This is a genomic window from Sphingobium sp. EM0848 (assembly GCF_013375555.1).
Classification (GTDB): domain Bacteria; phylum Pseudomonadota; class Alphaproteobacteria; order Sphingomonadales; family Sphingomonadaceae; genus Sphingobium.
Genome location: NZ_JABXWB010000005.1, coordinates 1 through 26,365, shown reverse-complemented (window position 1 = coordinate 26,365; position 26,365 = coordinate 1). Strand labels below are relative to the sequence as shown.

General features: G+C 62.1%; 26 protein-coding genes. 15 read left to right on the top strand and 11 right to left on the bottom strand.

Going from position 1 to position 26,365, the window contains the following annotated elements:
- The first annotated feature begins 79 nt into the window (after positions 1-79).
- The 3 genes from HUK73_RS18360 (at position 80) to HUK73_RS18350 (ending at position 3,217) form a co-directional block, all read left to right on the top strand.
- Positions 80-1,567: an aldehyde dehydrogenase gene (locus HUK73_RS18360; RefSeq protein ID WP_176593335.1), complete on the top strand. Its 1,488-nt coding sequence runs from the start codon at positions 80-82 to the stop codon at positions 1,565-1,567.
- A 79-nt stretch (positions 1,568-1,646) separates the two neighbouring features.
- Entirely contained in the window at positions 1,647-2,285 is a 639-nt protein-coding gene (locus HUK73_RS18355) for a glutathione S-transferase family protein (protein ID WP_176593334.1), read from the top strand.
- Complete coding sequence (locus HUK73_RS18350; RefSeq protein ID WP_176593333.1) at positions 2,282-3,217, top strand: SDR family NAD(P)-dependent oxidoreductase; 936 nt, start codon at positions 2,282-2,284, stop codon at positions 3,215-3,217. Before HUK73_RS18355 ends, HUK73_RS18350 begins: the two co-directional genes overlap by 4 nt.
- Positions 3,218-3,252: 35 nt before the next feature.
- Here the strand turns inward: HUK73_RS18350 and HUK73_RS18345 are convergent, their stop codons facing one another.
- Both HUK73_RS18345 and HUK73_RS18340 read right to left on the bottom strand, forming a co-directional pair.
- The gene (locus HUK73_RS18345; RefSeq protein WP_176593332.1) at positions 3,253-3,633 is read right to left on the bottom strand and encodes an EthD domain-containing protein; all 381 of its coding nucleotides are present in this window, start codon (positions 3,631-3,633) and stop codon (positions 3,253-3,255) included.
- A gap of 2 nt (positions 3,634-3,635) precedes the next feature.
- Positions 3,636-5,183: a class I adenylate-forming enzyme family protein gene (locus tag HUK73_RS18340; protein ID WP_176593331.1), complete on the bottom strand. Its 1,548-nt coding sequence runs from the start codon at positions 5,181-5,183 to the stop codon at positions 3,636-3,638.
- Between the two features lie 141 nt (positions 5,184-5,324).
- Here HUK73_RS18340 and HUK73_RS18335 point away from each other — a divergent pair, with 141 nt between their 5' ends.
- Together HUK73_RS18335 and HUK73_RS18330 are read left to right on the top strand one after the other, a co-directional pair.
- Positions 5,325-6,890, top strand: a complete 1,566-nt coding sequence (locus tag HUK73_RS18335) for a long-chain fatty acid--CoA ligase (RefSeq protein ID WP_255326423.1) — start codon at positions 5,325-5,327, stop codon at positions 6,888-6,890.
- Between the two features lie 12 nt (positions 6,891-6,902).
- Entirely contained in the window at positions 6,903-7,343 is a 441-nt protein-coding gene (locus tag HUK73_RS18330; protein ID WP_176593330.1) for a nitroreductase family deazaflavin-dependent oxidoreductase, read from the top strand.
- Between the two features lie 3 nt (positions 7,344-7,346).
- Here HUK73_RS18330 and HUK73_RS18325 read toward each other — a convergent pair whose 3' ends face one another.
- From HUK73_RS18325 to HUK73_RS18305, 5 genes are all read right to left on the bottom strand, one after another.
- On the bottom strand, positions 7,347-8,123 hold the full coding sequence (locus HUK73_RS18325) for an SDR family NAD(P)-dependent oxidoreductase (protein ID WP_176593329.1): 777 nt from the start codon (positions 8,121-8,123) through the stop codon (positions 7,347-7,349).
- An 11-nt stretch (positions 8,124-8,134) separates the two neighbouring features.
- Positions 8,135-9,271 (bottom strand): 12-oxophytodienoate reductase, encoded by a 1,137-nt coding sequence (locus HUK73_RS18320; RefSeq protein WP_176593328.1) that lies wholly within the window; start codon positions 9,269-9,271, stop codon positions 8,135-8,137.
- A gap of 15 nt (positions 9,272-9,286) precedes the next feature.
- Positions 9,287-9,964 carry a nitroreductase gene (locus HUK73_RS18315; RefSeq protein ID WP_176593327.1) on the bottom strand — a complete coding sequence of 226 codons (678 nt, stop codon included), beginning with the start codon at positions 9,962-9,964 and terminating at the stop codon, positions 9,287-9,289.
- A gap of 78 nt (positions 9,965-10,042) precedes the next feature.
- On the bottom strand, positions 10,043-11,206 hold the full coding sequence (locus HUK73_RS18310; protein WP_176593326.1) for a transporter: 1,164 nt from the start codon (positions 11,204-11,206) through the stop codon (positions 10,043-10,045).
- A 20-nt stretch (positions 11,207-11,226) separates the two neighbouring features.
- Positions 11,227-11,631, bottom strand: coding sequence for a Zn-ribbon domain-containing OB-fold protein (locus HUK73_RS18305; protein ID WP_176593325.1), 405 nt, complete (start codon positions 11,629-11,631; stop codon positions 11,227-11,229).
- A gap of 125 nt (positions 11,632-11,756) precedes the next feature.
- On the opposite strand from HUK73_RS18305, the gene HUK73_RS18300 reads away from it, so the two are divergent.
- The 9 genes from HUK73_RS18300 to HUK73_RS18260 all read left to right on the top strand — a co-directional run bounded on the left by HUK73_RS18300 (position 11,757) and on the right by HUK73_RS18260 (position 18,722).
- On the top strand, positions 11,757-12,305 hold the full coding sequence (locus tag HUK73_RS18300; RefSeq protein WP_176593324.1) for a carboxymuconolactone decarboxylase family protein: 549 nt from the start codon (positions 11,757-11,759) through the stop codon (positions 12,303-12,305).
- A gap of 116 nt (positions 12,306-12,421) precedes the next feature.
- Positions 12,422-12,832: a Zn-ribbon domain-containing OB-fold protein gene (locus HUK73_RS18295; RefSeq protein ID WP_176593323.1), complete on the top strand. Its 411-nt coding sequence runs from the start codon at positions 12,422-12,424 to the stop codon at positions 12,830-12,832.
- 31 nt (positions 12,833-12,863) lie between these two features.
- Positions 12,864-14,027 carry a transporter gene (locus HUK73_RS18290; protein WP_176593322.1) on the top strand — a complete coding sequence of 388 codons (1,164 nt, stop codon included), beginning with the start codon at positions 12,864-12,866 and terminating at the stop codon, positions 14,025-14,027.
- A 14-nt stretch (positions 14,028-14,041) separates the two neighbouring features.
- Positions 14,042-15,037 (top strand): phosphotransferase family protein, encoded by a 996-nt coding sequence (locus tag HUK73_RS18285; protein WP_176593321.1) that lies wholly within the window; start codon positions 14,042-14,044, stop codon positions 15,035-15,037.
- Positions 15,027-15,431 carry a DUF6285 domain-containing protein gene (locus tag HUK73_RS18280; protein WP_176593320.1) on the top strand — a complete coding sequence of 135 codons (405 nt, stop codon included), beginning with the start codon at positions 15,027-15,029 and terminating at the stop codon, positions 15,429-15,431. Before HUK73_RS18285 ends, HUK73_RS18280 begins: the two co-directional genes overlap by 11 nt.
- Positions 15,428-16,717: an acyl-CoA dehydrogenase family protein gene (locus HUK73_RS18275; RefSeq protein ID WP_176593319.1), complete on the top strand. Its 1,290-nt coding sequence runs from the start codon at positions 15,428-15,430 to the stop codon at positions 16,715-16,717. Before HUK73_RS18280 ends, HUK73_RS18275 begins: the two co-directional genes overlap by 4 nt.
- A 64-nt stretch (positions 16,718-16,781) precedes the next feature.
- Complete coding sequence (locus tag HUK73_RS18270; protein ID WP_176593318.1) at positions 16,782-17,600, top strand: crotonase/enoyl-CoA hydratase family protein; 819 nt, start codon at positions 16,782-16,784, stop codon at positions 17,598-17,600.
- An 18-nt stretch (positions 17,601-17,618) separates the two neighbouring features.
- A complete protein-coding gene (locus HUK73_RS18265; RefSeq protein ID WP_369805562.1) occupies positions 17,619-18,287 on the top strand; it encodes a TetR family transcriptional regulator in 669 nt (222 codons plus the stop codon).
- Positions 18,288-18,311: 24 nt separating this feature from the next.
- Entirely contained in the window at positions 18,312-18,722 is a 411-nt protein-coding gene (locus HUK73_RS18260; RefSeq protein ID WP_176593317.1) for a lipocalin-like domain-containing protein, read from the top strand.
- Positions 18,723-18,912: 190 nt separating this feature from the next.
- Here the strand turns inward: HUK73_RS18260 and HUK73_RS18255 are convergent, their stop codons facing one another.
- Both HUK73_RS18255 and HUK73_RS18250 read right to left on the bottom strand, forming a co-directional pair.
- Positions 18,913-20,127, bottom strand: coding sequence for an aromatic ring-hydroxylating dioxygenase subunit alpha (locus tag HUK73_RS18255; protein WP_176593316.1), 1,215 nt, complete (start codon positions 20,125-20,127; stop codon positions 18,913-18,915).
- A 76-nt stretch (positions 20,128-20,203) separates the two neighbouring features.
- A complete protein-coding gene (locus HUK73_RS18250; protein WP_176593315.1) occupies positions 20,204-20,980 on the bottom strand; it encodes an SDR family NAD(P)-dependent oxidoreductase in 777 nt (258 codons plus the stop codon).
- 130 nt (positions 20,981-21,110) lie between these two features.
- Between HUK73_RS18250 and HUK73_RS18245 the strand changes: the two genes are divergently transcribed.
- On the top strand, positions 21,111-22,712 hold the full coding sequence (locus HUK73_RS18245) for a GMC family oxidoreductase (RefSeq protein ID WP_176593314.1): 1,602 nt from the start codon (positions 21,111-21,113) through the stop codon (positions 22,710-22,712).
- Positions 22,713-22,741: 29 nt separating this feature from the next.
- On the opposite strand, the gene HUK73_RS18240 is transcribed toward HUK73_RS18245, so the two are convergent.
- Positions 22,742-23,962, bottom strand: a complete 1,221-nt coding sequence (locus tag HUK73_RS18240) for an MFS transporter (protein ID WP_176593313.1) — start codon at positions 23,960-23,962, stop codon at positions 22,742-22,744.
- A 72-nt stretch (positions 23,963-24,034) separates the two neighbouring features.
- Positions 24,035-26,365 (bottom strand): TonB-dependent receptor (locus HUK73_RS18235; RefSeq protein WP_176593312.1); only part of this gene is annotated, 2,331 nt, incomplete at its 5' end.

Below are 26,365 nucleotides of genomic sequence, written 5' to 3'. Positions count from 1 at the left end.
GATCAATGAAGGTTGGCGCAAGCCCTCCGGATAACTTATCAGGAAAGCGCCGCCATGCACGGCGACGGGAGATGACAGAATGACCGCATCCGCCACTGACGCGCCGACTCTGGCCCATCCCGACAAGCTGTTCATCGGTGGACGCTGGGTGCGGCCTGCCAGCGATCGGAAGCTTCGCCTGGTGAACCCGGCCAATGAAGAGCAGTTCTTCGAAGTGCCCGAAGCCTCAATCGGGGATATGCAGGCAGCGGTCGCGGCGGCGCGTCAGGCCTTCGACAAGGGGCCGTGGCCCCGCATGACACCCGCCGAGCGCGCGGCGAAGATGCGGGCCATCGGTGCGGCATTGGCCAAGCGCTCCGAAGCGCTCGACAAGGCGTGGACTGCGCAGATCGGCACGCCGGTGATGATCGCCAAGGGATCAAGCGCTGGCGGACCGGGGATACTCGACTATTATGCGGGTGTCGCTGAAAGCTATGCCTTCGAGGATCTGCGCCAGTCGAACGGCTATATGTCCAAGGTCGCCATTGTCGTGAAGGAGCCGGTCGGCGTTGTTGCCGCCATCGCGCCCTGGAACGGGCCGCTGATGACCATGCTGTCGAAGGTCGCCCCGGCGCTGGCCGCGGGCTGCACCGTGGTCTGCAAGCCCGCACCGGAAACGCCGCTGGAAATGTTCCTCCTTGCCGAGGCCGTGGAGGAAGCCGGACTGCCTGACGGCGTCCTCAACATCCTGCCGGCCGAACGTGAAGTGTCGGATCAACTCATCAGCCATCCGGGGATCGACAAGGTGTCCTTCACCGGATCAACTGCGGCGGGGCTGCATATCGCCTCGGTCTGCGCTTCGCGCATGGCGCGCTACACCATGGAACTGGGTGGCAAGTCGGCGGCGATCGTACTCGACGATTTCGACCCGGCCAAACTCGGCCCGATGTTGGCGCCACTCGTTACGATGATGAGCGGCCAGGTGTGCATCAACAACAGCCGCGTGCTGGTGCCGCGCGCGCGTCATGACGATTATGTCGAAAGCCTCGCCACGTCTATGGCAGCGATCAAGGTCGGCAATCCGCTGGAGGAAGGCGTCTATATGGGACCGGTCGCGATGAAGCGGCAGATGGAGCGGGTCCAATATTATATAGACAAGGGTCGCTCCGAAGGCGCTCAGGTTGCGACTGGCGGCGGCCGTCCTGCCGATCTCAACCAGGGCTATTTCATCGAGCCGACCCTCTTTACCGGCGTCGATAATGGCATGACCATTGCCCAGGAGGAAATCTTCGGCCCCGTCACCGCCGTCATCCCCTATGACAGCGAGGAACAGGCGGCGGAAATCGCCAATGCCAGCGATTTCGGCCTGTCGGGCGCCGTCTATACCGAGGATACCGACCGTGCCTATGCCATGGCCCGACATATTCGGACCGGCCATTACACCCAGAATGGCCGGGAATTCGACCTGACCAATCCGTTCGGCGGTTTCAAGAAATCCGGCGTCGGGCGTGAGGGCGGGCCGGAGGGCATGGACCCCTATCTGGAGATCAAGACCGTCTTTCTGCCGCAAGCGCCGAGCCATTTGTGACCATGGCAGTCATATCGTAGCATAGGCGGGCAAGGACGCCATCAAAGGCTGAACAGTTCACAGAAGGGAGAGAAGCGTCATGCTGACCGTGCATCATCTCGTCGCTTCGCAATCGGACCGGATCGTCTGGCTGTGCGAGGAACTGGGTCTCCCCTATGAACTCAAGCGCTATGAACGCGATTCCGTCACCAATCTGGCTCCGCCGGAATATCGCGCGCTGCATCCCTTTGGCACCGCACCCGTCATTACCGATGGCGAGCTGGTGCTGGGCGAGTCGGGCGCGATCATCGAATATCTGTGTGACAAGGCGGGGGGAAAGCTGACGGTCGGACTGGGCGCAGCCAATTATGCTGACTATCTCTTCTGGTTTCACTTCGCCAACGGCTCCTTCATGCCCGCGCTGATGGTCGATGTGTTGCTGCCGATATTGGGGGTCGATACGAAGGAAGGCATGGCCGCCCTGTTTCGCGAGCGGTCGGATCGGGCCCATGCCATGCTGGAGGAGCGTCTGGGGGCTGTGCCCTATCTGGCGGGCGATGACTTCACGGCAGCCGACATCATCACCCTGTTCCCGTTGACGACGATGCGCCTGTTCGCGCCGCGCGATCTGTCCGCCTATCCCCATATTCTGGCCTATCTCCATCGCGTCGGGGAACGTCCCGCCTATCGCCGCGCCATGGAAAAGGCCGATCCCGGCATGCCTCTCAATCTCGCATGACAGGGCGTGTCACATCGCGCTTCGGCGCACAATCGACCGCGCTGGAAGTGATCGAGGGCATCGACCTGGCCGGCCGCGCGACCATCGTTACCGGCGGGGCATCGGGCGTCGGCGTCGAAACGGCGCGGGCGCTGGCCCATGCCGGGGCGTCGGTGTTGTTGGCGGTGCGCGATTTGCAGGCCGGTACCCGTATCGCTGCGGTCATCAATGTGGAGGTTGGCGCGGACAGGGTTTCGGTCGACTTTCTGGAACTGGGCAGCCTTGCCTCGGTACGCGCCTTCGCTGAGCGCTGGGGCGAGCGGCCCTTGTCCTTGCTGATCAACAATGCCGGGGTCATGGCCTGCCCTCAGGGGACGACCGAGGATGGGTTCGAAACCCAGTTCGCGGTCAACCATCTGGGGCATTTTCTGCTGACGACATTGCTGGTTCCTGCCCTGGAAAAAGGCGTGCCCTCGCGGGTCATCGCCGTCTCGTCCTCCGCTCATGCTCTGTCCGATGTGGATTTCGACGATCCCGACTTTCGGAAACGGCCCTATGACGCCTTCCAGGCCTATGGCCAGTCGAAGACCGCCAATGCCCTATTCGCGCTGGAGTTTGATCGGCGCCACAGGGATCGCGGCATACACGCCTTTTCGCTGATGCCGGGCGTGATCCAGACCAATCTCGGCCGGCATGTACCTGATGCTGACTGGTCCGCCATCGAGCATCTGACCAAGACGGTCGAGCAGGGGGCGTCCACCTCGGTCTGGGCGGCAACCGCGCCGGAACTGGAGGGGAAGGGCGGCCTTTATCTCGAAAATTGCGCCGAGGCGGAGGTCTTTGTTCGAGGGATGCCGCGAGGTACTGGAGTCATGCCCTATGCGCGCGATCCAGATGCGGCGCGACGGCTTTGGGCGCTGTCGGAGGAGAAGGTTGGACTGGCCGTCGGCTGAACGCGCTTAGCGCCTTCGTGGGAGTGCGACTGAGCCTATATGCCGGCCCCTACCACCTCATGCTCATCGACATAGAATAGCGTCGAATCCTTGGCATCGATGAACTTCGCCTCATCGGCCAGCAGGCGACGACCGGCGGCCCGACCTTCCTTCGAGGCGCCCGCCGCGATGATGTCGTCCACGCTGTCCCACCACAATTCGGCAATGCCATCATAAGGTTCGACGCCGCACCCGCGTGCATCGACGGCGGGCGTGATACGCGGGTCGGCAAAGGCATGGCTTTGCACATAGCGCCGAATGCGCAGCAAGGACGCGGCCTCCCGCACCAGCGGCGCGTGCACTTCGCGCCAATGGCGTTGGAACTCGGCCTGCGACAGGCTTGGCAGGCGTCGCAGACAGAAGACCATCTTGATCATGGTCAGCGCACCCGCGGCGGTAAAGCTTCTGTTCCGGCATATTGCTGGCGCAGGACCGGTTTGGAAATCTTTCCGGTGGCGAGGCGCTGGAGCGGCTCGGCATGGACCGCGACATAGCGCGGCACCTTGTAGCTCGAGAGATTGGCATTGCAGTGCTCTACCAGCGCCGTCACCGAAATCTCGACCTTGCCATGGACGATGGCGAAGGGGGTTTCGCCGAATTTCTCGTCGGGCGCGGCGATCACCGCTGCTTCCTCGATCCCCGGATATTCCATCAGCACCCGCTCGATCTCCGCCGCGGAGATGTTGAGGCCGCCCGAAATGATGATATCCTTGAGGCGATCGACGAACCGCAGAAGGCCGCTCTCATCAATGACGCCCAGGTCGCCGGTGCGAATCCAGCCGCCCACCATGGTCTTGGCGGTCGCCTCGGGATCGTTCCAATAGCCGAGCATGCTGCCCGGTCCACGCATCACGATCTGGCCCATCTGATTGGGGCCGAGGAAATTGCCTTCCTCGTCGATGATGCCGATGTCGCGCAGCGGGCCGCCAAAGCCGCATTTGTCGGGATGGTCGAGCGCCAGCCGGGGCGGCGTCACCGTGCCCCAGCCGCCCATCTCGCTTTGCCCATACATCTGCCGGACGCGAACGCCCTTGTCCGCCCAGGCGCGCAGCAATTTGGGCGCGACCGCTGCGCCGCCGGTGAAACTCACCTGGATGCAGGACACATCGGCGTCGGCAAATTCCGGCAGGTCTGCGATCCGCTGGAGGAAGATTGGTGCTGCGCAGAAGATGGAGATGCGATCGCGCACGATCGCTTCCAGCACTTCGGCCGCGTCGAACTTGTCGTCGATATAGGCCGTGCCGCCCTGGATCAGGCTGTGCAGCATCTGCATCCCGCCCGCCGTCGTGTTGAAGGGCGCTACGATATACATTTTGGGATCGAGGTCGGAAACCGGGTCCTCGAAACGGAAGGCCGATACATGGTCGATCAGGCTGTGGTTGGAGAACATCACGCCCTTGGGCCGCGCCGTCGATCCGCTGGTGGTGACGATATAGGCGAGCGCGTCGGGATCGACCTCCTGCTGCACGTCGCGGGCTTCGCCTTCACCCTCAACATTGCGCAGGGCCGCGATCTGGGAAAAGCTGATGCGCAGTGGTGCCCTCACCGGATGGCCGTGGCGGTCCACCAGCGGCCCCATGTCGGTGAGTTTCGCCTGCGCTTCATCGTCGCTGACGAGAATGATGGGGCTGTAATCGCCCAGCAAATAGGTGACTTCCGCCATCACCATCTTGTTGCTGAGGCCCGCGAACACGCCGCCGCAGCGCAGGGTAGCGATGGCCGCCACGCACCATTCGATGCAGTTGATGCCGTGGATGCAGACGCGGTCGCCAGCGCCGACCCCCGCATCGGTGAAGCGCGCGGCGACCCGGCCGACCCAGGCGTTGAAATCGGCGTAACTGACCTGATCCGCACCCTGTTTGATGCAGGGCAGTTCCGGCTTTTCTTGCGCCCACCAGCGGATCATGCTGTTGATCGTGTTCGGCACCCGTCGATCTCCTTGGGAGCGTGGGGACGCGCGAGTCCCTTGCTCTTATCTATTCGATTAATCAATATCTCTCTAAGCGGTTTTCGTGGGACGGATCAACCGCTAACATCACCGGAAGAGCGAAAGGCGCCGGACAGCGCCATGGAGAGGGCAAAAGCCATGTATCTGACACAGATGATCCACCGAAATCTCCAGCAGATGCCAGATACGGTGGCCATCATCGACGGCGATGACAGCTGGACATGGCGCAGCTTCACCGACCGAGTCGCGCGGTTGGCGGGAGCCTTGCAGGGGATCGGCATGCAGCCTGGCGACCGGGTCGCCCTGTTGGCGCGCAACGGCCATGCGTTTCTCGAATATCTGTTCGGCACGCTCTGGGGCGGGGGCGTCATCAACCCGGTCAATATCCGCTGGTCGGCGGCGGAAATGGGCTATTCGCTGGAGAATTGCGACACGCGCATCCTGATCGTCGATGCTGCCTTTGCAGCCATGGTGCCGGCGATTCGTGAAGCAGCGCCGGGGCTGAAGCAGGTGATCGCCATCGACGTGGCCGTGGACGGCGCGCTGGATTATGAAAGCGTTCTGGCCGCTGCCGATCCGGTGCCGGATGCGCTGCGGGCGGATGATGATCTGGCGGCGGTCCTCTATACCGGAGGCACCACTGGCTTTCCCAAGGGCGTGATGCTCAGCCATCGCAACCTGATGAGTTCGGCCCTCGGCGCCCTTGCGACCGAGGAGGCACGGTCGGGCGAGCGCTATCTCCATTGCGCGCCGCTTTTCCATGTCGGTGCGCTGTCCGGGCTGTTCCTCTCGATGCTGTCGGGCAGTACCCATGTCATGGTGCCAGGCTTCGAGCCGGAAAGCACGTTGGCGGTGATGGAGCGCGAGCGCGTCACCGATTTCTTCATGGTGCCGACGATGATCCGCATGCTGATCGATCACCCGCGCTTTGCCGGGATGGATATGGGGCAGGTGCGCAATATCCGCTATGGTGCGTCCTCCATTGATGACGCTCTGCTCGATCGGGCGCTGACGGCCTTTCCCAATGCGCGGTTCTCGCAGGCCTACGGCATGACTGAGTTGTCCCCGATCTGCACCGCTTTGTCGCCCGCTGATCACAGCGTAGAGGCGCGGGCGCAGGGCAGGGGGCGGTCGGCCGGGCGCGCGACGCTGGTGGTGGAACTGCGGATCGTCGATGGCGAGGACAGTGAAGTGCCGCGCGGCACTGTGGGCGAAATTTGCGCGCGGGGCAGCACGGTCATGCTCGGCTATTGGGGCATGCCGGACGCGACGGCAGAGGCGTTGCGCGGCGGCTGGATGCATACCGGCGACATGGGTTGGATGGACGATCAGGGCTATGTCACCGTGGTCGACCGGATGAAGGATGTCATCATCACCGGCGGCGAAAATGTTTATTCCGCCGAGGTCGAGCGCGCGCTCAGCACTCATCCGGCGGTGGGACAGGTGGCGGTGATCGCGTTGCCCTGTCCGCGCTTTGGCGAACAGGTCCATGCCGTGGTGGTTTTGCGCGAAGGAGCGATGGCAGACATGGCGGACATGCAGGACCATGTCCGCGCCCGCATCGCCGGTTATAAGGTGCCGCGCGGCTTCAGTTTCGTCCACAGCCTGCCGCTGTCGGCTGCGGGCAAGGTGCTGAAAAATGTCCTGCGGGAACAGATGCAGCGGGCCATGGCGGAACAGGGCTGAAGGAGGCAAGGCATGACGATATTGGAGAAACTTCCCTGGATTCAGGCGCATATCGATCTGTACAAGAGCGATCCTGAAAAGGCGCATTATTTCCAGTCGCCGGGAACGGAAGAGCCGAAACCTTCCCTGCTGCTCACGACCATTGGTCGCAAGTCCGGGGAGAAGCGGGACGTACCGCTGATTTATGGCAGGAAGGATGATCGCTTTGTGATCATCGCGTCATTGGGCGGCGCGCCGGATCATCCGGTCTGGTTCAAGAATCTGCAAGCCCATCCCGAAGCCGAAATCCAGGTCGGCAAGGATCATCTCCATGTCCGTGCGCGCATCGCACAAGGCGCCGAGCGTGCGGAACTATGGGAGATCATGGCCGCTATTCTGCCGCAATATCGGGATTATGCGAAAGCGACCGAGGGCATTCGCGAAATTCCGGTGGTTGTACTGGAAAGAGGCTGACCTTCAGAGCGACTGGCCGTCATCGATGGTGAAGGACGATCCGGTGACGGCCCGTGACGCCTCCGAGCAGAGATAGAGCAGCGCCACGTCGAGGTCGCTTTCCTCCATCAAGCGGCGGCGCGGGAAGCCGTTGATCTGCTTCAACCCGCCTTCCGTGTCGAACCAGTCGCCCGACAGTTCGGTGCGGATATAACCGGGGCAGATGGTGTTGACGTTGATCCCCTGCCGGGCCCAGTCGCGCGCCAGCACTTTGCCCATCTGCTGCACCGCCGCCTTGGACGCGCTGTAGGCGGCGAGGCCCGGCGACACATGGTTGGCTGTGATCGAGGAATTGACCACGATGCGGCCATGTTGCTTTTCCTTGGAATTGTCGGCCATCAGGCGGCGCGCGCCCTCGCGCACGGTCAGGAAGACGCCACGGATGTTGACGGCGCTCAGCTGATCGAACTCGTCGACGGCCAAGTCGGTCGCCAGGCCTTCCGAATTCATGCCGGCATTGGCGACGATGGTGTCGACCACGCCGAAAGCCTGTTCCGCTGCGTCATAGGCGGCGATGGTCGAGGCTTCGTCCGACACATCCATGGCGACCGCAATGGCCTGTCCACCGGCCGCGATGATCTCTGCCTTCAGCTTTTCCAGCCGGTCGGCGCGGCGGGCGGCGAGCACCACCCTGGCGCCCGCCGCCGCAAGAATGCGGCTCCAGCGGTCGCCAATACCGGAGGACGCGCCCGTCACCAGCGCAACGCGACCGCTGAGGTCGAAAATGGGAGCTTTGGCCATGGATGCTTTCCTTATGCGGGTTCGAGCGAGGCGGCGACTGCCGTAGGATCGTAGGCCCGCAGCGCGTCGTAACGGCCTTCCCGCACGAGATGCGCCCAATCGGCATTGGCGATGATCGCCCGCCCGACCCCGGCCAGATCGACCTCGCCTGCCTCCAGCATTTGCCGCAGCGGCGCGAGATTGGCGATGGTGACTGCGCTGACCGGCGCGCCTGGCGTGAAATTGGCGGGGTCTTCCAGGCTGACCGATCCCACCGTCATGACGAGCTTGCCTGTCAGCTTCTTCGCCCAGCCCGCCAGATTGAGGTCGCTGTCCTCGAAAGCCGGTTGCCAGAAGCGGCGGGTAGAGGCGTCGAACACATCGACGCCCGCATCGGCCAGCGGTTGCAGGATGCGCGCCAGCTCGTCCGGCGTCGCCGCGATCTGAGCTTTGTAATCGTGGCTCTTCCACTGCGAGAAGCGGAAGAAGATCGGGAAATCCGGCCCGACCGCCGCACGCACGACGCTGACCAGTTCGACGGCGAAGCGGACGCGGTTTTCCAGAGTGCCGCCATAGGCGTCCTGACGCCGATTGCTCTGGTGCCAGAAAAACTGGTCGAGCAGATAGCCATGCGCGCCATGGATGGCGAGGCCGTCGAAGCCCAGTGCCTTGGCATCCGCAGCCCCCTTGGCGAAGGCGGCGATGACATCATCGATATCCCTGGCCTCCATTTCACGGGCCGGGCGGTGCTTTTCGCTGGGCGGGGCGCCGACAGCTTCCTCGGTGATGGCGGAGGCGGAGATGGACGGCTCGTCCGGATTATGCGCCTTGTCGCGCAGTCGCGAGAGGCCAGTGTGCCAGAGTTGCGGGATGATCTGTCCACCCTCGGCATGGACCGCGTCGACCACCTCGCGCCAGCGGGCGAGCGCAGTGTCGCCATAGAAGTGCGGCACGGTCTGCGAATAATGGGCGACCGGGTGATCGACCACCGTGCCTTCGGTGATGATAAGGCCCACGCCGCCCGCCGCCCGCCGGCTATAATAGGGAACAACCTCTTCCTTCAACACGCCGCCGGGCGCGTGAAAGCGCGTCATCGGCGCCATGACGACGCGGTTGGAAAGCCGCATCGTGCCGATGCTCAGAGGTTGGAAAAGGGGATCGCTGCTCACGGACGGCTCCTTGGCTCAGTCGTGGAATATGGTGGTGTCGTGCAACGGCGCGCGGTCGGTCCGGGTGCGGTTGGCGGGATGGTCCGGTTCTTCGTAGCCAAAAGCGATACCGAACAGTATGCGATGCCCCTCCGGCACGCCCAGCGCCTCACGCACGACATCGGCGTAATGGCCGAGCGCGCCTTGGGCACAGGAGCCGATGCCATGGGCGGTCAGCGCCAGCATCAGAGACTGGGTGTACATGCCGCAGTCGGCGGCCTCGCGGATCTGCGCCCATTCCGGCATCAGGATGAAGGCTGCATGCGGGGCATCGAAGAAACGGAAATTGCGCAGGAAGGATTCGGTGCGTGCGGGCAGGTCATCGCGGGCCACGCCGGTCGCTGCGAACAGGGCCTTGGCCGCTTCGACCTGACGGTTGCGATATTCGCCGGGATAGGGGCCGGTCAGCGGATAGTCCGGCGAAACGGCCGCTCCGCCGCGCACATGGTCGTGCAATGCCGTGCGTACCCGTTCTGCGCTCTTGCCCGAAACGACATGCACGATCCAGGGCTGGACATTGCAGTTTGACGGCGACTGCGCGGCCATGGAGAAGATGCGATGCAGTATCTCTGCAGGCACCGGATCGGGGCGAAAGCCGCGCACGGAGCGACGCTCATGCAACAGCTTGTTCAGGGTTGCGACAGGATCGGTCATAGCCTTGCCGTAAGAGAGAGGAGGGGCGATGTCGAGACGGCCATCATCAAAATTAATGGACCGATGAAATTTTTCGTATCAAGGCATTTCATTGGCGAAGATGGCAGAGCTGCTGGGTGCGCCGGGGCCGCCGGTCACCAGGCAGGTCCGGGCATCCGGCACCGGATTGGCGGAGTCTCCGCGCAACTGCCGGATCGCTTCGATCACTACATCCATGCCGTGGATGAAGCCGCCCGCCAGATTGCCGCCAGCCGTATTGACCGGCATTTTGCCCGACGGCGCGATCAGATTGTCGAAACGGATATCCTCGGCGGCTGCTTCATAGCTGGTGAGGCCGAATTCGATCAGTGCCAGCACCGACTGATAGCTGAAATTCTCATAGATCTGGGTGACGTCGATGTCCTTGGGCCCAAGCCCGGTCTGTTCCCAAAGTCTTCGCGCCGTGACACTGAAACCATTGCGCGAAAAGTCCTCATCATTTTCCAACAGGTCGCCCCAACCCGCCGGCGCGCCGAAATTGGCGCCGAGCATGTGGATGGGCTTTGCCTTCAAGTCGCGCGCATGCTCGGCCGACACCAGCAGAACGGCCGCCGCGCCGTCGCTCTCGCGCGAGCAGTCATAGAGGTGGAACGGCTCGGCAATCCAGCGTGATTGACGATAATCCTCGATGTCGAAGGGCCTGCCATAGGCCAGCGCCTCCGGATTGCGCGCGGCATGATAATAGTCGGCCTGCACCAATGCCTCCACCGCCGCCGGAATGAAGGGACATTGTTTCGCCAGTCGCCGCGCCCGGATCGCGAAAAGCGGTGCAATCGCCATCATGCCGACACCGGCATAATGCTGGTTCACATGATGCTCGCTGACCGCCGTGGCGAGTCGCCCGGTGCTGCCCTCCACCAGCGCGCGGAAGACGATCACAGCCTTGGCATGGCCGGTCGCGATGGCCATGGCCGCCAGCTCGAACCCGCCGAGCAGCCCGCCGCCGCCGCCGCTCCAGACCTGGGTGGCGAAATGCAGTTCCTTCGTGCCGAGTTCCGGCATCAACCGGGGCGGCTCGTTGCTGCGGTCGTCGCCATAGGAAACGAAGCCGTCCACCTCGGACGGGTGCAGGCCCGCATCCTCGCACGCCTTGACGATCGCCTGAACCAGCGCCTTGCGCTCGCTAAGGGGCGACTGGCCGCGCTTAAATTGCAGCATGCCGATGCCCGCGACCGCCGCCTTGCCATAGATACCCTTGGCCATGATATTCTCCCTCTTGTCGGTCAGGCCAGGCGCCAGCGGATGGATGGAATGTCGATGCTGCCGAAGCGGGTCGTGCTGGCGCGGCCGACAAGCGGCAGATCGAAATCGAGTTGGGTTTCATCGCCTTCGAAGAGGCCGAAGAGTCGCCTGTTTCCGGCCTGCGGCAGAGCGGCGAGCACCGTAATATAGGGCGCGGCGATCCCGTCCGTGCCGCCAAAGGCGTAGTGGACCTTGGTCCAGCTGAAGACTACCGCCTCAAACGGAAGCTCGCGCCATTGCGGTTCATCGGTGCCGCACCGGCCGCAGCGCGTCACGGCAGGCCATTTCCAGTCGCCGCAGCCCTGACAGCATTGCATCGACAAGCGCCCATCGGACAAATTCGCCCAATAAGGTGCGTCCGCGCCATCTGTGGAAGTGCCCGCCATTTCGCCTCTCTCCAGCTTTGTTGGCTATTCCTAACATGATTTGGTTTACAGGAGGAAGCGGCTATGCTTATTAATTTCATCACTCAGCTAAAAAAGCTGCCGACCGCCCTTGAGGAGAGACGCTGATGGCCCGCATTCCCTATCCCGATCCCGCCAGCCTGGACCCGGAGATCGCTGACCGGCTGGAACGGATGGGCTCGCTCAATGTCAATCGCATGATGGCCCATGCGCCGACTCTGATGGTCGCCTATTCGAAGCTGGGGGCGGCGCTGTTGCGCAAGGGCGCGCTGGAACCGCCCCTGCGTGAGCTGGTCATCCTGCGGATCGGCGTGCTGTGCGAGTCCGACTATGAATGGTATCAGCATGTCAGCGTCGGGCGTGCCGTCGGCCTTTCCGATGACAAGATCAATACCATGAAATCCGGTGATTTTTCCCTGCTGACCGAGCGCGAGAAAATCGCCGTCGCCTATGCCGAGGATATCAAGAAGCTGGGCCGTGTCAGCGACGCGGTCTTCGACAGGGCCAAAGGGGAATTCACGCCAGGCGAACTGGTCGAGCTCAATCTGGTGTCCGGTTTCTACATTATGACCGCTGGCCATCTGCTGACGCTGGAGATCGAGAAGGAAGACACGCCGCCTTTGGGAGAGACGATGAAGGCGCATAATGTCGCCTGAGCTTTTCCGCATTGCGAAATATCAATTAATCATGCAATTGAAATATGCCGCGAGCGACCGGATGCTCCACATATCCCTGGAGTCATCGATCGCCGCAGCATAGGATGGAGAGAGACTTGGACTACGAAGCCCTTCGCACCGGACCCGCTGACGCGCCCTATTGGCAAGCCCTGTCGGAAGGGCGGCTGGAAATGCAGAAATGCCAGGGTTGCGGCAAATGGACCTGGCCTGCCGTGTCGCGCTGTGGCGAATGCGGTACCTGGGAGCCGGAATGGCATGCGGTGGAATTGAAGGGCAAGCTGTTCAGCTGGACCCGCACCTGGCATCCCTTCGCCGGGACGGAGGGTATCGGCACGCCCTATGTGACTGTGCTGGCCACTCTGCCCCAGGCTGGGGACCGGCGACTACTGGGCCTGTATGAAGGCAATGAGAGCCTGCTGGCGCTCGACCTGCCGCTGGTCGGCCGGATCGCGACCACGCGTTTCGGGGATCAGGACATTCCCGCCATCCGCTGGCTCCCGGCCTGACGCGCACTCCCCACGGAAAAGGATTTTGAACATGGCGAATGGTTTGATGGGGAAGGTGGCAGCGGCCGGCGTCGGCGTGCTGCAATATAAGCGCGCCGGTGCCCCTTATGGCGAGCGTGGTGTGCTGACGCGGGCGATCGTCGCGGCCTGCGAGGATGCGGGACTAGATCCCGCCGATGTCGACGGTTTCGTCTCCTATGGCGACGACCATAACCAGCCCGACCGGCTGATGCCGGAACTGGGGACGAAGGAATTGCGCCTGTCGACTGCGGTCTGGGGCGGCGGTGGCGGCGGCCTGCTGGGGGCGTTCGAGCTGGCCGCCATGGCCATCGCGACGGGCCAGTGCAAGGCGGTTGTCGTCTATCGCGCGCTGGTTCAGGGTAATAGCGGCCGCCTGTCCACAGCGGTCATGGCGCACCATGTGAACAATCACTTCATCGCTGCGGGCATGATGTCGCCCGCGCAAATCTGTGCGATGCGGGCGATGCGCATGGCGTTGCAGCATAATCTGCCTCAGGAAAGCATCGAACAACTGGTGCTGGCCGACTATTATCACGGCTCGCGCAACCCGGAGGCGGTGTCCTACGGCCAGCAATTCGATATCGAGACTTATCGCAATGCGCGCTGGATTGCCGAGCCGCTCCGCCTGTTCGACTGTTCGCGCGAGAATGACGGGGCGGGCGCGATCCTGCTGGTGTCGGCCGAGCATGCGCGCGACCTCAAACAAAAGCCGGTCTATCTGCTGGCCGCCGCGATCGGCGCGGAAAAGGGCTGGGGCGACCTGCTCGAAAATGACGATGATTATACGTCGACCGGGTTCGAGCCGATTGCGCGCCGCCTGTGGGAAAGCACCGGCCTTGGTCCCAAGGATATCGACGTCACCCAGCTCTATGAGAATTTCACCTATCAGGGTGTGTCTTCGCTGGTCGGGCACGGCCTCATCAGCTGGGAAAGCGCGGTCGAGGATCTGAAGTTCGACAACCTCATCGCGCCGTCGGGCAAGCTGCCGCTTAACACGTCGGGCGGCAATCTGGCGCAGGGCTTCATCCATGGCATCAATATCGCCATCGAAGCGGTGCGCCAGTTGCGCGGGCAGTCGGCCAATCCGGTGCCGGATGCGAAGACCTGTCTGGTGTGCGGCGGCCCCGGTTCGCCGATCAACAGTTCGGCCATTTTTGCCAACCAGATTCCCTAAGCGGAAGCCGGGAGATGGCCGATCCGTTCCCCGAGCAGATGGCGGCACTGGTCGACCGGATCGTTCCCGGCGCTGAACTGGCCCATATGCGGCGCCTCAGCGGTGGGGCGAGTCAGGAGACCTGGGCCTTTGAGGCGCAGGGGGCGGAGGTCGCGCAAAAGCTGATCCTGCGGCGCGGCACGCCCGGAGCCGAGCTGCATCCAATGGTGGCGGGGTTCGCTGTGGAGGCAGCGGCGATCAGGGCGGCGGCGGCGCAGGGCGTGCCCTGCCCGCATATCCGTCATGAGCTGGAGCCGGGCGACAGGCTGGGCGAGGGCTTCGTCACCGATCATGTCGACGGCGAGACTCTGGCCCGCCGCATCCAGCGCGATGAGGAGTTTGCGGCCGCGCGGGAAACGCTGGTGGCGTCCTTCGGAGCCATATTGGCGAAGGTTCATCGGGCGCGTGCCGATGATCTGCCGCCCATGCGCATCGCCGGCATTGCGCAGACATTGCGTACTATCCGGGCGGCGCTGGACGCTGATCCGACAGCGCGGCCGGTGTTTGAATTGGCGCTCGCTTGGGCAACGCGCAACGCCCCGCCGGAACCTGACCAACTGGCGCTGATTCATGGCGATTTCCGGCTGGGCAATATGATCGTGGGGCCGAATGGCATCGGTGCACTGCTCGACTGGGAACTCGCGCATCTGGGCGATCCGGCAGAGGATTTGGCCTGGATCAGCCTGCCTCCCTGGCGCTTTGGCAGGATGGATCAGCCGGTCGCCGGGTTGGGGCAGCGCGCTGCGCTATTCGATGCTTATACGAAGGTCAGCGGAGAAGTCATTGATCCAGCGCGGGTTCATTGGTGGGAAGTCATGGGCAGCCTGCGTTGGGGCCTGTTCTGCGCCGAGATGCTGACGCGCTTTCGTAGCGACGATCCCTCGGTCGAACGCGGCATGATCGTGCGGCGCATTTCGGAAAGCGAGATCGACCTGCTGGCGGCCATCGAAGGAGGCGTCGATGCTCGATGATCCCCGGCCGGAGGAATTGCTGGTCGCCATAGCCCGCTTGCTGCGGGAGGACGTTGTTCCGAAATTGTCTGGCGCAACGGCTTTCCAGGCGCGCGTCGCGGCCAATGCGCTGGACTTGATAATGCGGCAGATCGCGGGTGAGGCCACTATCGACGCAGAAGAAAATGTGCGCCTCGCCGCGCTGCTGGGGCAGGATGGCACGACCGCCGATCTCAATCGCCTGCTCGCCGCGCGGCTGCGGGAGGGGGTGGTGGAGGCCGCCCTACCCGGCCTGATGGACCATTTATGGGAAACGACATTGGCGAAGATCGCGGTCGACCAGCCCGGCTACGCCAGCATCGCGCAGGCGCGGGCGATCCGGGCCGCCAGACAGCAGGAGAGGAAAGCCCCATGAATTTCGATCTGCCCCAGGAGCTTGTCGACTATCTGGCCGAGCTGGACCGTTTCATCGAGGCGGAGATCAAGCCGCTGGAGGAGGCGGACGACAATATCCGCTTCTTCGACCATCGCCGCGAACATAGTCGCACCGATTGGGACAATGGCGGTCTGCCGCGCAAGGAATGGGAAGAGCTGCTGCACAAGGCGAAGAAGCGCGCCGACAGGGCCGGGCATTTCCGCTTCGCCAATCCGGTGGAATTTGGCGGCCAGGGCGGCTCCAACCTTTGGATGACGGTGATCCGTGAGCATCTGGCGGCCAAGGGGCTGGGCCTTCACAACGACCTTCAGAACGAACATTCGATCGTCGGCAATCAGCCTTTGGTGGTGATGTTCCGCGATTTCGGGACGCAAGCGCAGAAGGAAGAATTCATCCCCGGCCTGCTCTCCGACGAGATTTTCGTCTGCTTCGGTCTGACCGAGCCGGATCATGGTTCCGACGCAACCTTCATGGAAACGCGGGCGGTGCGGGAGGAACGCCATGGCGTGCCCGGTTGGCGGATCGACGGGCGGAAGATGTGGATCACCGGCATGCACCGCGCGACGCATTGCGCGGTTTTTGCCCGGACCGAAGGCGAGGATGGTGATGCGCTGGGGATCAGTTGCTTCCTCGTCCCGGTGCCCTCCGAGGGACTGGTGGTCGAGGAATATCTCTGGACCTTCAACATGCCGACGGATCATCCCCGGCTCAGCCTGACCAATATCTGGGTGCCCGAAACGGCGATGTTCGGGAAGGCAGGCCATGGCCTTCCGCTGGCGCAGGCGTTCGTGCATGAAAATCGCATCCGTCAGGCGGCGAGTTCACTGGGGGCGGCGGTCTATTGTATCCAGGAATCCGTTAAATATGCGACGGAGCGCAAACCCTTCGGCAAGCCGCTCGCCGCCAATCAGGGCATTCAGTTTCCTCTGGTGGAACTGGCGACGCAGGCGGAGATGCTGCGCCAGCTTATCTACAAGACGGCCTGGGAAATGGATCAGATGCCGCATCCCGAAGTCGCCAAGCGGCTGTCGGACAAGGTGTCCATGTGCAACTATTATGCGAACCGTCTGTGCTGCGAGGCTGCGGACCGGGCAATGCAGGTGCATGGCGGCATCGGCTATTCGCGGCATAAGCCCTTCGAACATATCTATCGCCATCATCGCCGTTACCGCATCACCGAAGGATCGGAGGAGATTCAGATGCGCAAGGTTGCGGCCTTCCTCTTCCGCTTTGCCGGGCCGAACAAAAATAAGCTGTTCGATTAATTAATTATACGATTGACCTATGTTTCCTGCAGTGTAACAATAAAGAAAAGAAGGAGTGAGGGGCATGTCAGCGCGCGTGCAGACTGACATAGTGGATCATGTCGCGCATGTGCGCATGACCCGCGCCGACAAGATGAACGCCCTCGACACTGCGATGTTTGACGCGCTGGTGCAGGCGGGCGATCAATTGGCCGGCAATAACGATGTGCGTGCCGTTGTACTATCCGGGGATGGGCGGGGGTTTTGCGCGGGTATCGACCTCTCCAACCTCGCCAACAGCGAGGGGCGGGGCCGGACCCGGATCGATATCAGTTCGCGCGCCTATGGCGGCATCAACATTGCCCAACAAGCCGTGATGCAGTGGCGCCGTCTTCCGGTGCCGGTGATCGCGGCTGTGCAGGATGTCGCCTTTGGCGGCGGTTTCCAGCTCGCTCTGGGTGCGGACATGCGTTTTGTTGCGCCCAGGGCGCGGCTCGCGCTGATGGAAATCAAATGGGGCCTGATCCCGGATATGGCGGGCATGCTTTTGCTGCGCGATCTGGTGCGCCCGGATTTGGCCGTTGAATTACTGGCCAGCGGGCGCATCTTCGATGGCGAGGAAGCCGCCCGTCTTGGCCTTGCTACCCGCGTTTGTGCCGATCCGCTCGCCGAGGCGCTGGCCTTTGCGCGAGAAATTGCGGGCAAAAGTCCCGATGCGATCCGCGCTGGAAAGCGGCTCCTGTCGATCGGGGACGATGCGCTGAGCGTCTGTATACTCAATGCTGAGGCAGCCGAACAGCAGGCCTTGCTTGGTACCGTCAATCAGATTGAAGCCGTGCGCGCTGGCATGGCGAAGGAAATCGCTCGTTTCGGTCCGCCCTCGGCTGCGCCGGATTATGATTGAGTGGGCCGGGGAACAATCATGCGATCTGTGAGGCAATCGAGTAAAGCTGCTGTGGCCAAAATGTCCACGGCAACTGAAAAGATATCGTCCCGCGCCATACTTTTAAATGCTGCGGCCGAGTTGATGATAGAACGCAATAGCATTGAAGTTTCCCTGAATGAAATTGCGCAGAGGTCGCAGCTCAACTCGGCGCTGGTGAAATATTATTTCGGCAGCAAGAATGGGTTGATGCTGGCGTTGTGCGAAAATGTCCTTGGCGCGGGGCTAGAGCAACTTAAAGGGCTGGTCGAAATGGACCTGCCCGTGGTCGAGAAGCTGAAGCTGCATATCAAGGGCATCATTAACGTCTATTTCCGCTATCCCTTTGTGAACCGACTGATCCACGCAATGCTGATGGAGCAGGAACTGGCGATCAGGGTGTCCGAAACCATTTCCAAGCCTCTGGCCGAGACGCAACGCTTATTGTTACAGGAAGGGATGGAGAGCGGTCAGTTCAAACGCATCGATCCGATGATGTTCTATTTCATCGTCCTTGGCGCGTGCGATCAGCTTTTCTTTGGCCAGCATGTGCTGAACCATGCTTTCGGTATCGATCGGATCGATGAGGTGTTGCGGCGTGACTATACCAATGCGCTGCTTGATCTGGTGTTGGGCGGCATATTGACCGACACGGGCAAGCGGGCCTGATCATCGTAAAAACTGGAGAGGAAAATGAGTGTTATAAGAGGATCGGTGCTGGGCGCCTGGTCGCTGCTCAGCCTGCGCCGTTTTCGCAATGGCGAATTTTACCGCTATCCTATGGGGGAGGGGGCGAGCGGACGGTTGATCTACGATGACGGCGGCTTGATGTGCGCGTTCCTGATGAGTCCGGAATGGGTAGCGGGCACCGCCGCGCAGTCCTGGTCGACCTTCCTCGCTTATTCGGGAGCCTGGGATGTCGAAGGGACGACGGTATCGCATCGGCTTGACGCCTGTTCGATCAGCGACCTGATTGGGCACACGCTGGAGCGTTACATCAGCTTCACGGCGGAGGGGCATCTGATGTTGACGACCGATGGCCACGTCACCGCCGATGGCGTCAAATCGCATGACGAACTGATCTGGGTCCGGGCTGCGGCCTGACTCGTTTTGGGAATGTAGTCGCATCTAAGTAAATGCGTCATTCCCGCGACCCGAAGGGCGGCGCCAGCCAATGCGGGAACCCATCTCCTGACCTTGCGCCAGGCGCAACTTGCGGGAGATGGATCCCCGCCTTCGCGGGGATGACGAAGAAAAGAAGATATTTTTGAAAGAATAATCGTTCGGAATGCGGTCAGGCCCTCGCCACCATCTCTTCGATCATCTCATGATAATGCTCCATGGCCACTTCCATGCCGCCGATCATCAACTCCTTGACCACGCCCGTCGTCAGGCCTTGATAGGTAGCCGCCGACGCAGAGAAATCCTCCGGGAAGGCGAGACCGTCGGTCAGCTCCAGTGACTTTTCCCACTTCTGGCGCAGTTTCTCGCTCTGCGGATTGACGTTGGTCAGCATGAAATTGTGGACGATCGTCTTGCCGACGCCCTTGGGCTGCATGACCAGCATATTGCAATAATCCTGACTGCAAATGAAGGCGACATTGGGCAGCAGCGTATAGACATAGGTGACGACCCGACGAAGATCGTCGACCGACTCCTCATTCTGGGCCAATATATCCTTTGTGAAGCCGACCCGCGCTGACGTCTGGCGCAGATGGGAGCCGAGCCGGTCGACCTGCACCACCGTATCCTCATAAAGCGGACCCACGGTTTGTACGTGCAGGCGGATGACGTGATAGCCCTCCAGGAAGGTGTCGAGAATCAATTTCCAATTGCCTTCGACCTCATGTTTGCGTAGCGCGAACATGTGCATGTCAGCGACACCCAAGGCATCGAAATCAGCTACCAGTTCATCCGAGACATGGGAGAAGTCGTCATTGGCTTCATGATCCATCTTGACCCAGATGATCCCGCCCTTCTCGACGCAGGGTAGCTTCACCATGCCGAGTTCCGACTTGTCGAGTTCGCCGAACACTTCGCGACGGGGGACGGCCATCAATTTACCGCTGAGGTCATAACTCCAGGCATGATAGGGGCAGATCATCAGGCGGCCCTTGGCCGGCTCGTCATTTTCGGTCACGCGTGATCCACGATGACGGCAACTGTTCACCAGCGCATGGACCTTGCCATCCTTGTCACGGGTCAGGATCACCGACTGGCCGAAACCGTCGCGGCACACGAAGGAGCCCGGCTCCGCCAGCAAGGCGGATGGAGCCAGCGGTAGCGGCAGCGTCATGAACAGTTTGCGATGCTCCTCATCGAACCGATCCTCGTCAATATAGAGGCTGGAGGGCAATTTGGTCGTGAAGGCCGGCCACACCGCTTCATTATTGTTGGGCAGCGAACGCGCTGCGGCGATCTGGCTGGCGCTCGGTTTGCGCGGGGGGCGCACTTCATGAGCCTTTACCTCGGTCGACGCTGTACTTTCCTCTGGCACAACAGTGGCCATCTGTACCCTCCTCCTGTTTGTGAGGATGATTCTATTCTAATTAGATTAGTTTTGCAAGCCGCTTCGCCACATTGGTTCAGGCGTGCCGTGTCGATAGCCCGCCATCGACCGGAATCACTGCCCCGGTAATATAGGAGGAGGCGGGCAGCGCCAGGCTGAGCGTCACATGCGCGACTTCCATCGGGTCGCCATAGCGGCGCAGCGCCGTGCGGCGCCGGGCGAAGGTGGCGCGGTCTTCCTCTGTCAGATGGTCGGTCATGCCGGTGAGGATCGGGCCAGGGCAGAGGCAATTAACGGTGATGCCATGGCGGCCCAGCTCGACCGCGAAGGAGCGCGTCAGGCCGATCACGCCGGCCTTGGCTGCGGAATAGGCACTCAAACCGGCGCTGGCGCCCAGCGCTTCGGTCGAGGCGATATTGATGATGCGCGGCGCGTCCGAAGCCATGAGGAAGGGAATGGAAGCGCGGATCACGGCCTGCTGCCCGGTGAGCGTGATTGCGAGATTGCGGTCCCAGTTCGCGTCATAATCGGGAGCGTCGAACGGCACTTTGGCGGAAATGCCCGCATTGTTGACGATGATGTCGAGGCCACCCAGAGCCTGCGCGATTTCCGGAACGATGCGCTGGATGGCTTCCCGGTCGCCCGCGTCGAGCAGCCATGCCTGCGCGTCATGGCCTTCGTTGCGAATAGCTTGCGCGACTTCCTCGGCGCCCTGAGCGTCGATGTCGGTCAGGGCGACTTTCGCGCCTTCGCGGGCGAATAGCCAGGCTGTGGCCCGGCCCATGCCGCTTGCCCCGCCCGTCACCAGCACGCGGCTTCCGCGCACTGAACGGCTCAGATCCAGAATCGGCATTTTCCCGAATCCCATCTTTCTCTCTCCTTGTTGACGGATAATCTTAATTGATCGAATAAGGAGAAGAAAAGAGGCTGGCGCAAGACTCAATATCGGCTGGCGTCCGCCATTGATTGATGCGGAGTGGGTGATGGAAAGTTTCGACTATGTGATCGTGGGTGCGGGATCGTCGGGCTGCGTATTGGCGAACCGTCTATCCGCCGATCCTGCGGTCAAGGTGCTGCTGATCGAGTCTGGGCCGCGCGACACCCATCCCTTCATCCACATGCCCAAGGGGATCGCCAAGATCATGGCGAACGTCAACTTCCTTTGGCTCTACATGACGAAGCCCGACCATTATACGGCTGGCAATGCCGAGCCTTGGGTGCGCGGCAAGACGTTGGGCGGATCGAGCGCGGTCAATGGCATGATGTATGTGCGGGGGCAGGATGCCGATTATGACGAGATGGCGCGCATCGCTGGCGACGACTGGAGCTGGAAGCATATCGGTCAGGCTTATAAGGAACTGGAAAATCATGAGCTGGGGGCCGCGCCGACGCGGGGTGACAAGGGCTTTCTGCGCCTGACCGTGCCCAAACGCGACCGGCTGATCGATGCGGCCATCGCGGCGGGCGAGAAATTGGGCCTCACCCGGAAGGTCGACGTTAACGATCCCCAGGATGTCGAGCGGGTCGGTTATGCGCCCCGCAACGTCTATAAGGGCAAGCGGCAGAGTTCGGCGGTGGCTTTCCTTCGGCCGGTGCAGAGCCGCGACAATCTGACCGTCATCACCGATTTTGTGGTCGACAGGCTGCTGATGGACGGAAAACGGGCCGTGGGTGTCGTCGGCATGAGGGCGGGCGCCCCCGTCAGCTATGGCGCCACGCGGGAGGTGCTGCTGTGCGCCGGGTCGATGGGATCGCCCGCCATCCTCCAGCGCAGCGGCATCGGTGCCGCCGACCATCTGCGCTCGGTCGGCGTCGATGTGGTGCATGACAGCCCCAATGTCGGCCAGAATCTGCGTGAGCACCGCGCCATCGTCATGCAGTTCCGTGCCGATGATGGCGCTTCGGAGAATAAGGAATATCGCGGCCTGCGTCTCGTCCGCAATGTGCTGCAATATTATCTGCTGGGCGGCAGCGGGCGCATGGGCAATGCGACCTATGAGGCGGGCGCCTGGTTCAAGACGCGGCCCGATGCGCCCCGGCCCGATGGGCAGTTCCTGCTCGCGGGCTTTACCATGGATTATAGCTCGCCTGCTCTGGCAACGGAAAAGCATGGTGGCTTCCAGATCTGCGCCTATCTGTTGCGGCCGCGGTCGCTGGGGTCGGTGATGATCCGCTCGGCTGATCCCAACGCGTTGCCGGAGATCGTTCCCAATTATCATCTCGATCCCTATGACCGGCAGACGATGATCGATGTCGTGCGCTATGCCCGCAACTATGTGAAGCAGTCGCCGCTCAGCGATCTGGTTCAGGAAGAGACGCGGCCCGGCGCCCGATATGAAAGCGATGATGAGATTATCGCCGCCTATGATCAGATGGGCAATGGAGCCTATCACGCCACCGGCACCTGTGCGGCGGGCCGGGATGAGGCGGCGGTCTGCGATACCCGGCTTCGGGTGCGCGGGATCGACGGCCTGCGGGTGATTGATACCTCGATCATGCCGTTCATCGTCGCGGGCAATACCAATGGTCCGGCGACCGCCATTGCCTGGCGGGCGGCGGACCTGATCATTGCGGATAATGGATAAAGGCAGGGGCAGGGGCGTTGGCCCCCGCTTCATTGCACGATCGCGGGTTGGGTCTTTCTCGCCGCGTCGCCCAGGCTCCCGAAGCAGAGGCCGGCTGTCAGCAGCAGCCCTACGGCGATCAGGATCGCGGCGGTATAATTGCCGGTCCTGTCGTAGAGCGTGCCGAACAGCAACGCGCCCAGGCCAAGGCTGGCGGCGGCACACATGGCAGAGGTGCCGAACAGCGCGGCGAAATTGGCAAGGCCGAAATGGCGTGACAGAAGGAAAGCTTGCAGATCGCCCTCCGCCCCCATGGCCGCGCCGAGCAGCAGCACGACCAAGGCGCAGAGCAGGGGCGAGGGCACTTCGGTCAGCAGCAGCGCGGCGCCCGTTGCGGCTCCGGCCATCACCAGCATGCACACCAGCGAAGGGCGCAGCGCGTCGAGCAGCGCGCCCACTGCCACCCGGCCGATCACCACCATCAGCACGAACAGCGACATCAGCGAGGCGGCGAGCGTGGTCGAGAGGCCTCGGCTGACCAGCAGTGGGGAAAGCTGGTTGAGAAAGCCTCCCAGAGCCAGAGTGGAACAGATGACGCCCAGGATGATCTTCCAATAGGTGGCGGTGCGGATGGCCTGCCTAATGGTCGTGCCGTCATGCGCATGGCCGCTGGTTCTCGCCGTTCCAGATGGTTTGCCGCGTGTCGCGAGGAGGGCGCTCGGCAGGCCGATCAGCAAGGCGCAGCCGCCCAATATTGCATAGCCCACCCGCCAGCCATGATCGGCAATCGCCGCCGTCAATATCGGTGCCAGCGGCACCAGCAGCACAGCATTGCCGCTGAGCAGGATACTGAGCGCCACGCCGCGCCGTCGCTGGAAACGGGCTGCGATGAACGGGCCAAAGACAACGCCGCTGGTCGCCGAACAGAACAGGGCGATCAGCAGCATGGTGGCGTAAAATACCGGCAAGCGGGCGGGCAGCACGGTCAGTGCCAGACAGAGCAGCCCATAACCCACAAGGCCCACCGGCGCGACCCGCCTGACGCCAAGCCGGTCTGCGAGCATACCGATCAGCGGCATCATCGCCGCCGTTCCCAGCATGTAGAGCGTCGCCCCGAAAGCGATGGCGCTCCGGCTCCATCCCTCCCCAGCTTCCAGCGGCAGGATGAAATAATTGGTGGTGTAGCTGAACAGCGCTGCGCCAGTCCCGGCCGCTGTGGTGGCGCCGGTCAGTGCGGGCCAGTGTTGCGCGAACTCGCCTTTAGCCTTCATGATCGCTCTCCGTTGGGTTCGAACGCAGTCGAGGCCATGGTCTCCCGACTGCGCTCGAAACCATGGTTCACTCTATCGCGCCCCGAATTTGAAACCCACCGTCACACCATAGCTGCGCGGCATGCTGCTTACTTCCTGAAAGGTTGTGGCGAGCGGCAGGATCAGTTCGGGGTGGATGTCGTTGGTAAGGTTCCGGCCCCACAGCCGCACGAAATAGCGATCGTCCGGTCCGTTCCATGTCGCCGACGCGGTCAACGCCTCATAGCTGGGCACATGGGCGAAGATGCCGCCAGCGGCCGTGTCGAACCCATCATTATAGTAGAGCGACGACGACAGGGTCAGGCGCGAATTCCCCATCGGCAAATCATAGTCGAAGCCGATATTGGCGGTGAGCTTTGGCGCGATGATCAGGTCCGATCCCGACGCGTCCAGCCGATAGGTGCAATTGCCGCCCAGTTGCGGCAGTGTGGCGATCGCCTTGGCCTGGTCCAGCGTGACCTGCGCGGCCGCTCCCGTCGGGCAGGTGGCGGCGGTGCGCGGCAGGAATAGCGCGGCGCTCTCATACTTTTTATATTTCGAATTGAGCAGGTTGATGCCGCCCCGGATCGTAAGCTGCCGCGTCGGCGCCGCGACAAAATCGACGTCTAGGCCGTAAAGCCGCGCTGCTGCCGCATTTTCGGTCACACTGGTCGAACCGGCCGTGACCAGCGACACCTGAATATCCTTATAGTCATAATAGAAAGCGGCGATGTTGAGGCGCAGTTTGCGGTCGAACAGTTCCGACTTCAGGCCGACTTCGAACGCATCGATTTCTTCCGGGTTCACCGGCACCTGCGCGTTGCTGATAATGCCTGCGTTTAGCGACCCGCTCTTGAAGCCACGCGTATAGCTGGCATAGCCCATGATGTCGTCGCTAAAATCATGGTCGATCGCCAGACGCCACGTCAGCTTCTTGAAGGTCTTGGAAAGATCGACCGTCGCATTCTGCACGGCGCCGAACGGGTCGCCGCTGCCTGCGTCCAGCTCGATCCCGGCGCCCGGCGCGGGGGTGCCGTTGATCAGATATTGCGTCCCCTTCACTGCCTTCTTCTCGATGCTGTAGCGCAGGCCTGCGGTAATGCGCGTGGTCGGAGCAATATCATAGGTGCCCTGACCGAAGATCGACCCGGTGTTGGTGGTCACGATGGCGCTGCGGGCCAGCGCTACCCTGCCCGTTATCAGGTCCGAGGGGCGAAATTCGAAGGGCAGATTCTGTTGCAGCAGATAGGGTTTGGGGAATTTGTCGTACCCGTCGCGGAAACGCAGATAATAAAGGCCCGCGATCCAGCGGAACGGTCCGTCATTCTTCTGCAATTGCAATTCCTGCGAGAATTGGCGGCCGATCTGCCCGGTTGACAGATGCAGGATATTAGCAGGCGAACTGTCGAGATCGAAGAAATTGAAGGCGTCCATATGGACATAGCCGGTGATCGAGACGAGATCGATGCCGCCCAGATCGGCATTGACGTTAAGTGTCGCTCGCGCCGTCTTCACCGTGGAGATGGCGTCCTCCGCACTGGTCGCGGCCTCACGCGGGCCGGTGGGCGCGAGGAAGCCAAGTCCTGCCGCCGTCGAGATCGTGCCCGGCTCGGCATGGGCGGACATGAAGGTCGGATCGTCGAGATAGCTATAGCCGCCTGTCAGCGTCGCGGTCAGCCGGTCGGTCGGCATCCATTTGAGTTTCAGCATGCCGTTAAGGCTCTTGACCGGCGCCTGATCCTTGTTGCGATAGACGTCGCGAATATAGCCGTCGGACCATTTACCGGAAAAAGAGACAGCGGCGAGCAGCGTATCTGTGACGGCGCCGCTGGCATAGGCGCGGCTGGTCTTTTCATCGAATCGGCCATAGCCGAATTCGGCGCTGATGGCGGGATCGACGGTTGGGTCCTTGGTGACGATGTTGATCGCACCGCCAGTTGCGTTGCGGCCGAACAATGTGCCTTGCGGGCCTTTCAGCACCTCGATCCGCTCGATCGCGCCCAGATCCATCACATTGCCCGGTTTGGGGCCTTGATAGACACCGTCGATATAGAGGGCGACGGAGGCCTCCGACCCGCTGGCGGTCTGGTTGGTGCCGACGCCCCGGATGAAGGGCGAGAAGTTATTCGCGGTCTGGAACGTGACGAGGCCGGGCGAGGCGGCCTGCAACTCGGTTGTGTCGCTTATACCGCTAGACGTCAGCGAATCCGATGTGAGCGCGGTAACGGAAATAGGTACATCCTGAAGATTTTCCGCCTTGCGCTGCGCAGTGACGATGATGTCGTGCAGTCCGCCTTGGTTGTTGCCTTCATCCTGCGCTATCGCCGGCATGGCTATCAGCATCGCTGCGAGCGATACGCCCGCGCGAATACACCCCTGTTGCAT